This window comes from Bifidobacterium sp. UBA6881 (genome assembly GCA_002451435.1).
Lineage (GTDB): Bacteria > Actinomycetota > Actinomycetes > Actinomycetales > Bifidobacteriaceae > Bifidobacterium.
Genome location: DKCF01000076.1, coordinates 45,266 through 54,544 on the forward strand (window position 1 = coordinate 45,266; position 9,279 = coordinate 54,544).

A 9,279-nucleotide genomic window follows, 5' to 3' on the forward strand; every position below is an offset into this window, starting at 1 on the left:
TTCTCCAGCACGCGGGGCACGACGATCATGACGGATGGTTTGGCCACCTGCAGGTCGGCGATCAGCGTTTTGATGCCTTGGGCGATGTAGATGTGCATCCGGCTCGCCACGCAGATGTAATTGATGGCTCGCGCGAAGGAATGCGCCTGCGGCAGGAACAGCAGCACGTTGTGATCCTTCTGGTGCAGCAGGTCGGGCATGTAGTCCGGCAGGTTCAACGCGGTGGTGCAGTAGTGCTCGTGCGTCATCTCCACGCCTTTTGGCGCTGCGGTGGAGCCGGAGGTGTACACGATGGAGCACAGATCGGTTTTCTTGACGGACGCGATGCGTTCGTCAAGCTGCTCGTCGCTGATGCCGGAGCCGTATGCCTGGATCTCGTCGAGTCCGCCGTTCTCGAAGCAGACGATGTGTTCCAGCGTCGGGCATTCCTCTTCCGCGCCGTCCGCCTTGTCGCGCATGTCCGTGGTTTCGACGACCAGCAGGCGCGCGTCGGAATTGTTCACGATGTTGCGGATCTGTTCGGCGGAGTCGGTGTCGTAGATGGTGGCGAGCACGCCGCCGCATGCCATGACCGCCGCGTCGAACACGTCCCACGCGTAGGAGGTGCGACACATGAACGCCACGCCGTCTCCCTTTTTCAGACCATAGTGCAACAGGCCCTTGGCGGTCTGGCGGATGTCGGCCAGCACCTCGTTGCCGGTCTTGGTGGCCCATTCGCCGTTCTCCTTGTAGGTGTAGAGCGGCTCGTCACCCATGCGTTCGGCGCGGTCGGCGTAGATGTCGTAGATGGTGATGCCATCGTCCAGCGGCGGCTTTCCCGCCGTCTTGGTGGTCAGCAAGCCGGTCTGCGGATCAAGGAACGTCGTGGATGGGAAACCCGGACCCCATTCCGCGGTGTGCGGAAGGTCGATATGGCCATCGGGGGAGAGGATGTTGTCGGGGTCGTTGTAGTCCGGGGTGTTGCCCGAGTCATCGCTGACGGGGTGCACGAAGTCGCCTCCCAGTCTCAGCGCCTTCTGCGCAAGATTGGCGGCTCGCTTGTTCAAAGAGGTGATGACGGACACGAAATTCTCCTACATGCATATAACCAAGTATCTGTAGGAATGATAGTCCCTTCGATGCGACACGTCACCTTACGGTAGCGTAGGGAATAGGCGCCGTGGCAGCCCCCGACGATCGGATGGGAAAGATGCCTTTACCCGACAGGTGAGAGGCTGTGGCATGCATATATGCGATTTACGTTACACTAAGGCACTGTATCTATTCGTCGAGATTTCTTTAATGAGGAAGAAAGGGGACCTATGGCTGAAAAAGCTGAGGCCACCGTGGTTTTCGGAGTTTTTAACGAGACTTCCGAACACGAATCCCGCGTTGCTCTGACACCGGACATCGTAACGAGATTGCGCAAGTCGGGCGTCGCATGCCTGGTCGAGTCCGGTGCCGGCGTCGCATCGCATTATGTCGATGAGGACTACGTCAAGGCCGGAGCCCAGGTCGTTTCCGCCGATGACGTGATCGCGCGCGCCGACGCGCTCGGTTTCGTGGACCGTCCGGATGCCGGATTGCTCGCGAAGGCCAGGCGCGGAACCTGGATCATCGGTATGCTCGGATCCTTCGCCGACGCCGATTATGTCGCGACCTTGGAGAAGGCGGGACTGGTCGGCGTGGCCATGGAGAAGCTGCCGCGTCAGTTGAGCTCCGCGCAGTCGATGGACGAGATGACGTCGCAGAACTCCGTGATGGGGTACAAGGCCGCCATCACGGCCGCCGACGCCTATGGGTCGTTCCTGCCGATGATGACCACCGCGGCAGGCACCATCCGCCCGGCCAAGGTGCTGATTCTCGGTGCCGGCATCGCGGGTCTGCAGGCCATCGGAACCGCCAAGCGCCTTGGCGCCGTCGTCACCGCATACGATGTGCGTCCGGCCTCCAGGGGAGAGGTCGAATCTCTGGGCGCGAAATTCCTTGATCTTGGGCTCGATTTCTCCAAGGGACAGGGCGAGGGCGGCTACGCCCGTGCCCTGAGCGCCGAGGAGCAGGCCCAGCAGCAGGCCGCGGTCGACCAGAAGGCGGCGGGCTTCGACATCGTCATCACCACGGCCAAGGTTCCGGGACGCAAGCCGCCGGTGCTGCTGACGAAGGCCGGCGTCGCCGGGCTCCATCGCGGGGCCGTGGTCGTCGATTGCGCGGCCAGCGATCTGGGCGGCAACGTCGAGGGATCCGCTGTCGGCACCCAGGTGACCGGCAACGGCGTGACCATCATCGGCGCACCGTATCTGGCCAGCGGCGTGGCCACCACCGCGTCCAACCTGCTGAGCCGCAACGTGGCCGATGTGCTGGCCCATTTCGTACGTGAAGGCAGGCTCTCCATCGACCTGAGTGAGGAACTCGATCAGGCCATGGTCGTCGCAGGCCGTGGCGGGGAAGCCAAGAAGGAAGAGGAGTAGACCATGGATATCGTCGTTGCGATCACCCTGTTCGTCCTCGCGCTGCTCATCGGCGTCGAGGTCATCGGCAAGGTGCCGGCCACCTTGCACACCCCGCTGATGTCCGGCGCGAACTCCATTCACGGCATCGTCATCGCCGGTGTGGTCATCGTGGCAGCGCATGCCACCAGCCCGCTCGCCTGGGTGTTCATCTTCCTCGCGGCGGTGCTGGGAACCATGAACGTCGTCGGTGGCTATGTCGTCACCGACCGCATGCTGGAGATGTTCAAGTCCGACAAGGGCAAGAAGAAGGAAAAGGAGGCCAAGTAAATGGGTACCCTGGCCGAAATGCTGAGCACGCCGCTCGGCGTCATCGAATGGTTCGTCTACCTGCTGGCCGCCGTGATGTTCGTCATCGGCCTGCATCTGATGAATTCGCCGAAAACCGCCCGCAAGGGCAACGCGGTCTCCGCCATCGGCATGGTCCTGGCCGTGGCCATGGCGTTCATCGTGCTGTTCGCCGGTGAGATCTCCAATGGATTCAAGCATGGCGTCGCGGTCGTCGTGCTGATTGCCGGCATCGCCATCGGCGCGGTCGCCGGCGTGGTCTCCGCCAAGAAGGTCAAAATGACCGACATGCCGCAGCTCGTTTCGGTGTTCAACACCGTGGGCGGCGGCGCGGCGGCGCTTGTCGCGTTGAACGACATCCTGACCTCCGCCGAGACTCCGGGCCTCGTGGTGCTGATCACCGCGGGTCTGGGCATCATGATCGGTTCCGTCACCTTCTCCGGATCGCTGATCGCCGCAGGCAAGCTGCAGGGCATCAAGTGGGTCAAGAAGCTGGCGCTGCCGGGCAAGAGCGCGCTGAACATCGTGTTCGTCGTGCTCACGGTCCTTTCCTTCGTCATGCTGTGCGTGCAGCCGCAGCAGCGCCTGTTGTGGTCGATTCTCACCACCGTGTTCGCGCTGTGCTACGGCCTGGTGTTCGTCATCCCGATCGGCGGCGCGGACATGCCGGTGGTCATTTCCGTGCTGAACGCATGCACCGGTACCGCGGTGGCCATGTCCGGTCTGGCCATCAACAACATCGCCCTGATCGTCGCCGGCGCGCTGGTCGGCGCCGCGGGCGTGACGCTGTCCATCGCCATGTCGAAGGCCATGAACCGTCCGCTGCTTTCCGTGCTGTCCGGCGGATTCGGCGGGGCCAATGCGGCCGCGGGCGCCGGCGAGGGGCCGGAGGGCACCATGAAGGAGACCTCCGCCGATGATTTGGCCGTGCAGCTCGTCTATGCCGAAAAGGTCATTTTCGTGCCGGGCTTCGGCCTGGCCCAGGCTCAGGCCCAGCGGGAACTGGCCGATCTGGGCACGCTGCTCAAGGACCATGGCGTCGAGGTCTCCTACGCCATCCATCCGGTGGCTGGACGTATGCCGGGCCACATGAACGTGCTTCTCGCCGAGGCGAACGTGCCGTACGAGGAGCTCGTCGATCTGGACGACATCAATCCGCAGTTCCCACAGGCCAATGTGGCCCTCGTGGTCGGCGCGAACGACGTGACCAACCCGGCCGCGCGCAGGCCGGGCACCCCGGTCTCCGGCATGCCGATCCTCGATGTCGACAAGGCGCAGAACGTCGTGGTCATGAAGCGTGGCCGCGGCACCGGCTACGCCGGCATCCAGAACGAGTTGTACTTCGAAGACAACACGCAGATGCTGTTCGGCGACGCCAAGTCCAGCCTGCAGGCCGTCATCGCGGCGGTCAAGGAGCTCATCGGCTGATGGTGCGATAACGGCCATGCGGTCGTTCCGCGAACAAGGTCGCGGAACGACCGCATGCCGGCGCAGAGGGGACCCTTCCTTCGGGAAGGGTCCCCTCTGCGTTTCGAGGCGGTTGTCGTGAAGACGATGCCGGGCTGCTCGGAACCGTATGGGACGGTGGCCTCGCCACATGGGAAGGCAGCGGATCCATGCCCTGTTCGCAATCGTTCTTATCCACAATCGGCTTTTTGCGGTGGATAGTCGGATTTTATCCACTTATCCACAGATTCTTCGGAGCGGGTGGCGCGACCATGTCGCCGTATGCGACATTGGAACCACACCCGCAAGGAACACGGCGCGACGAAGGAGTCCACGCAATGATGAATGCCACCACACCGCCACTCGATATGGACGAACAGGGTTTTCTGACCATGCTCGACGAGCTGATCGGACGATTCGGCGGATCTGATTCGGACCGATGCTCCGAAACCATCGGGATGCCGCGCCGCGAATATGGGCTGAAGGTGCCTTGCTTCTTGTTCGACGACGAGATCCATCGTCTTGCCGTCGAACTGTTCGGGGGAACCTCATGGCCCGCGAATCTCGACGCGGATATGTTCGCCTTCGAAGAGCGGCGGATCGGATACGATGCGGAATTCCTCATCGGATGCCGCAACGTGGTGCGCAGATACGGCATGGGCGTATGGCTGTACGACATGGTCAACGACGCTTCCATCGCCGTGGCGTTGAATCGGCCAAGCAGTAGAATGCCATTTTGTCTCGGCCCGTTCGACACCCGCGAAACATTCCGGAGGGACATGCGCACGGGTGGGAAATATGTGGCGGACGAGAAAACGCGCCGCGCGTGCATGGCCGAATACCTTCGACAGATCTACCGTTTGGCCGCGTACAGTCTGCTGCGATGGGGCGGCGCCGATCCGCGTGCCGCCGACATCGCGCAGATGATGCTCGCCTATGGCGGATTGGGCATGACCATGCTGCGCGATGATCCGAACGTGGTGAAGCTGGGTTGCGAACCGGACTTCCGGTATCGGAACGTGTGCGGGCATCTGCGCGACATGTGGATCAAAGCGGACCTGGATTACGCCTGCGACATAGACCTCGATGCCGGTCGGGCCTTGGAATATCCGGAATGCATGGATGCCAGATATCTTTACGACGCGCGTAAGCTGATCGCGGCGTACCGGTCGCTGTGGAAGGGACGTACGGAACCTGCGGCGCGGGTACTGGAACGGATCGAGGAAAGCGGGCCGTACCGGGTTCCGGACGTCTGGAAGGATCCGCTGTACCTGCATGACCTGTCCATCTCGCTGATGGGGCAGGATGGCGCATGCGTTCTCGACGAGGGCTTCCGCACGCGCGACCGCGATTTGTTCGACAGGGGAGTCGGGGAACTCGAGCGGCGGATGCGCGAGGTGGGGCGATCGGGATTATTGTCAGCCCTTGCCGCGCGCATCGCTCCAGCCGCGTACGGAGACCGCATGGACATGCCGCCCGCGCCGCGCGAAGACCGCGGAAGGATGCTGGAACGGTGCGGAGATCCGTGCGAGACGGCCGCGACCATCGCATTGTACCGTCTGCCGAGGGACCGGAGATCGCTGCGTGCCGTCCGCGCGCTGCTTATGCGCGAGACGGATGCGTATTCGAGGCATATGGGATGCTTCATGGACAAGACCTCCGGGCCGGAGGACACGATGGGGGAATCGGTGCCTGTGATGGAATGACCGATGTGCTTTCCGGCTTTGCCCGGCGTCTTCGACCGTCACCGGCCGCCACCACGGTTCGGTGGTCCGGACCATGACCGACGCCTATTCTAGGATGCCTTTTGGAAACAATCTGCAGAAGAGTCCGCGGAAAGCCTGGAGGAGCCGCATGGAAAAGAACCTGACCACGGGAAGCGTGCCGAGGACCATCGTCGTCTTCGCATTGCCGTATCTGCTTTCGTACTTCCTGCAGACGCTGTACGGCATGGCGGATCTGTTCATCGCGGGGCAGTTCATCGGCGTGGACGGCATCACCGCGGTCGCCAACGGAAGCCAGGTGCTGTACATGCTCACCGTGGTGATCGTGGGTCTCGCCATGGGATCCACCGTCACCATCGGCCGCGCGGTCGGCGCGAACCGACTCGACCGCGCGGCCGAGGCCGTGGGAAACACCATCACCCTGTTCGTGGCGGTGGCGGCGTTGCTCACCGTGACGCTTCTGCTCGGCGTACATGGCATCGTCACGCTGATCGGCACGCCGGCGGAGGCGGTGGAAGGCACCACCCAGTACCTGTCCATCTGTTTCGTCGGCATCCCGTTCATCGTCGCCTACAACATCATCAGTTCGATATTCCGGGGAATGGGCGATTCGAAAAGCCCGATGTGGTTCATCGCCGTGGCCTGCGTATGCAACATCGCGTTCGACTACCTGTTCATGGGATGCTTCCGGTTGGGGCCCGCCGGCGCCGCGCTCGGCACCACGCTGGCGCAGACCATCAGCGTGCTTGTGGCGCTCGTGGCCATCCGGCGCAAACGGACGGGAATCCGGCTGCGCCCCGTCGACTTCAGGCCGCGGCGGGACATGACGGGCGGCATTCTCAAGATAGGCGTGCCCACCGCCGTGCAGGACGGCTGCATCCAGGTCGCGTTCATCATCATCACCGTCATCGCCAACCATCGCGGACTGACCGACGCGGCCGCCGTGGGGGTCGTCGAAAAAGTGATCAGCGCGCTCTTCCTGGTGCCGTCGTCCATGCTGGCGACGGTTTCGGCGGTCTCCGCGCAGAACATCGGAGCCGGCAAGCCCGAACGCGCGGCGCTCACACTGCGGTACGCGACCCTCATCACCATCATGTACGGCATCGTCGTCTCCATCGTCGTGGAATGCGCGGCAAGCGGCATCGTCGGCCTGTTCACCACCGACGCGGCGGTGGTGGCGTCGGGAACGCAATACATCCGCAGCTACATCGTCGACGCGGTCTTCGCCGGCGTCCATTTCTGCTTCACCGGCTTCTTCGCGGCATACGGACGCTCGTACATCGGCTTCATCCACAACATCATCGCCATCTCGCTGGTGCGCGTGCCGGGCGCCTATCTCGCGTCGAAGCTGTTCCCGGACACGCTGTTCCCCATGGGCATGGCGGCCCCGGCGGGTTCGCTGCTTTCCGTGCTGATCTGTCTCGGCTTCTACGCATGGCTCAAGCGTGGTGGCCTCCTTGACGAAGGACGTCGGTGACGCCGTCCTCGGGCACGACGATTCGGACGGGAACGGATGGCATGCGGCGATTCGGCCCGTCCGCGGCATAGCGCGCGTGGTCATGCCCTTTTCGGTCTCGCATGGTGAACGCCGCGAAAGGTCGCCGTACGCCGGCGGTATACTTGGTTCCCGGCGATGGGACCCGCCTGAGATTGTATGATTTCGAACCGCATTTCCGCTGATGGTTCCTGGAAACGACATGGGAGGCTGCGTCCCATGCGACGGCGGAACATGCGTTGCGCCGTTCGCGTATGCCACAGCGCTTCCACGATGGAAGAGGATGTTGTGATGCAACGGCATATCATTCGTTGTGATGTGATAGGCGTGGTGTTCGTCGGCGGATGCGTCGGCACGGGATTGCGGTACGCAAGCTCGTTCATCGCCGATTGGGGAACCTTCCATATCGGCACATTCGTGGCGAACATGGTCGCCTGCTTCGTGTACGCCGCGCTGTCCGCATGGCTGTCCGGCGCGCCGTTCAAGGGTCGCGCCAAGGAATACGTGAACCGCGGGTTCGGCATGGGTATGTGCGGAGGATTGTCCACGATGTCCACGCTCGCCTTGGAGGAATTCACCCTGCTGCATGGCGGCGCGGTTTCCGGCGCTGCGGCCTATTGCGCGGCGACGTTCCTGCTCGGCCTCGCGCTCGCCTATGCCGGAGCCGTCTTCGGCGCGCGTCTGGCGGCCCGCGGAAGGGAGCTGGCATGATGGATATGACTCCCGTACTGGTGTGCCTGTGCGGCGGCGTCGGCGCCGCCATGCGCTATATCTGCGATTCCTATATCAAGGCGTTCTGGCATAAGGCGTTTCCCATGTCGACGTTCGTCATCAACGTGGTCGCGGGTTTCCTTGCCGGTCTGGTGGCCGGTCTCTTCGCGAAGTCCATGGTCCCCGACGGGACGCGGTTGCTGTTGGCCACGGGGTTCCTCGGCGGCTTCTCCACGTTCTCGACCATGATGAACGAGACGGTCGGTTTGCTGCGCAAAGGCAGGTTCGCCTGCTTCGCCGGATACCTCGTGGCATCCGTCATCGCGCCGGTCGCCGCCGTCGCCTGCGGTTATCTGGCGGCATGACGATTCGCCGCCGTCGTGCCGTTCCCGCGGCGTTCCGCTGGAACGGCACGGCATGGGCTGGTCATCGTAAATGAGAGGGGCATGTTCCATGTATGTTCATTCGCGTTTCATGTCGATCGCCTACAAGCTGTGCGTGGCCGCCGTCGGCGCGGCGGCATTGCTGCATGAGTTCGGCGTCGGCCAGGGCCGGCTCCATCCGGATGCGTGCCTCTATTTCACGAACATCAGCAATATCGCGGTCGTGCTGTATCTGCTGTTCGCGGCGTCGGCGCAATGCCGCCGCCCGTCGGATTGGGCGATGCCGTCGGCCCCGCTGTGCAAGCACATGCTGACGCTCGGCATCACCGTCACCTTTCTGGTCGCCCATTTCCTGCTCGACCATGGCATGGTGTTCACGGGCGGCGAATTCCACTGGGCGAAGCTCGTCGTGCATTACATCGTGCCGATCGGCATGGTCCTGGACTGGCTGCTGTTCGACCGCAAAGGCACCATGGGGTTTCGCGAGCCATTGATATGGCCGTTGTTCCCATTGGCGTATTTCGGATATGTGGCGCTGTTGATCTACGGATTCGGCGTGCGGGTCCGTCGGGAAAGCCGCTGGCCGTATGATTTCATCGATGTCGACCGATACGGCGTGGGGCATGTCCTGCTGACCGTGGCGGTGTTGCTCGTCGTGTTCGTCGGGCTCGGCTACATGGGTGTTCTGGCGGACCGTCTGCTGGGCAGGGCGCCGCGTTCATGACGTGCCGAAAGGCCATCGGATA

8 protein-coding genes, 1 pseudogene and 1 riboswitch are annotated in these 9,279 nt (G+C 63.0%); of the genes and pseudogenes, 8 read left to right on the forward strand and 1 reads right to left on the reverse strand.

Annotated features, from left to right (window positions below; all coding sequences use genetic code 11):
- Nucleotides 1-1,064 (reverse strand): annotated as a pseudogene (locus B3C64_RS05870) (AMP-binding protein); the annotation flags it as partial.
- A 237-nt stretch (nt 1,065-1,301) separates the two neighbouring features.
- Here B3C64_RS05870 and B3C64_RS05875 point away from each other — a divergent pair.
- The 8 genes from B3C64_RS05875 (at nt 1,302) to B3C64_RS05910 (ending at nt 9,257) form a co-directional block, all read left to right on the forward strand.
- A complete protein-coding gene (locus tag B3C64_RS05875; RefSeq protein WP_291534380.1) occupies nt 1,302-2,447 on the forward strand; it encodes an NAD(P) transhydrogenase subunit alpha in 1,146 nt (381 codons plus the stop codon).
- A gap of 3 nt (nt 2,448-2,450) precedes the next feature.
- Nucleotides 2,451-2,756, forward strand: coding sequence for an NAD(P) transhydrogenase subunit alpha (locus B3C64_RS05880; RefSeq protein ID WP_291534381.1), 306 nt, complete (start codon nt 2,451-2,453; stop codon nt 2,754-2,756).
- Complete coding sequence (locus B3C64_RS05885) at nt 2,757-4,202, forward strand: NAD(P)(+) transhydrogenase (Re/Si-specific) subunit beta (protein ID WP_414632170.1); 1,446 nt, start codon at nt 2,757-2,759, stop codon at nt 4,200-4,202. It abuts the gene before it with no gap.
- A gap of 356 nt (nt 4,203-4,558) precedes the next feature.
- Entirely contained in the window at nt 4,559-5,926 is a 1,368-nt protein-coding gene (locus tag B3C64_RS05890; protein WP_291534383.1) for a riboflavin deaminase, read from the forward strand.
- Nucleotides 5,927-6,074: 148 nt separating this feature from the next.
- Nucleotides 6,075-7,421: an MATE family efflux transporter gene (locus B3C64_RS05895; protein WP_291534384.1), complete on the forward strand. Its 1,347-nt coding sequence runs from the start codon at nt 6,075-6,077 to the stop codon at nt 7,419-7,421.
- 143 nt (nt 7,422-7,564) lie between these two features.
- Nucleotides 7,565-7,640: riboswitch (Fluoride riboswitch) on the forward strand.
- A 90-nt stretch (nt 7,641-7,730) separates the two neighbouring features.
- The gene (locus tag B3C64_RS05900) at nt 7,731-8,150 is read left to right on the forward strand and encodes a FluC/FEX family fluoride channel (protein WP_291534385.1); all 420 of its coding nucleotides are present in this window, start codon (nt 7,731-7,733) and stop codon (nt 8,148-8,150) included.
- Nucleotides 8,147-8,515: a fluoride efflux transporter FluC gene (locus B3C64_RS05905; RefSeq protein ID WP_291534387.1), complete on the forward strand. Its 369-nt coding sequence runs from the start codon at nt 8,147-8,149 to the stop codon at nt 8,513-8,515. The genes B3C64_RS05900 and B3C64_RS05905 overlap by 4 nt, the downstream gene beginning before the upstream one ends.
- 88 nt (nt 8,516-8,603) lie before the next feature.
- Nucleotides 8,604-9,257 carry a Pr6Pr family membrane protein gene (locus B3C64_RS05910; protein WP_291534388.1) on the forward strand — a complete coding sequence of 218 codons (654 nt, stop codon included), beginning with the start codon at nt 8,604-8,606 and terminating at the stop codon, nt 9,255-9,257.
- Nucleotides 9,258-9,279: the final 22 nt, after the last annotated feature.

What these genes read in the sequence shown, in the direction of transcription:
- B3C64_RS05890 (WP_291534383.1), top strand. Translation starts at nt 4,559, where the DNA reads ATGATGAATGCCACCACACCGCCACTCGATATGGACGAACAGGGTTTT.
- B3C64_RS05900 (WP_291534385.1), top strand. Translation starts at nt 7,731, where the DNA reads ATGCAACGGCATATCATTCGTTGTGATGTGATAGGCGTGGTGTTCGTC.
- B3C64_RS05875 (WP_291534380.1), top strand. Translation starts at nt 1,302, where the DNA reads ATGGCTGAAAAAGCTGAGGCCACCGTGGTTTTCGGAGTTTTTAACGAG.
- B3C64_RS05880 (WP_291534381.1), top strand. Translation starts at nt 2,451, where the DNA reads ATGGATATCGTCGTTGCGATCACCCTGTTCGTCCTCGCGCTGCTCATC.
- B3C64_RS05905 (WP_291534387.1), top strand. Translation starts at nt 8,147, where the DNA reads ATGATGGATATGACTCCCGTACTGGTGTGCCTGTGCGGCGGCGTCGGC.
- B3C64_RS05895 (WP_291534384.1), top strand. Translation starts at nt 6,075, where the DNA reads ATGGAAAAGAACCTGACCACGGGAAGCGTGCCGAGGACCATCGTCGTC.
- B3C64_RS05910 (WP_291534388.1), top strand. Translation starts at nt 8,604, where the DNA reads ATGTATGTTCATTCGCGTTTCATGTCGATCGCCTACAAGCTGTGCGTG.
- B3C64_RS05885 (WP_414632170.1), top strand. Translation starts at nt 2,757, where the DNA reads ATGGGTACCCTGGCCGAAATGCTGAGCACGCCGCTCGGCGTCATCGAA.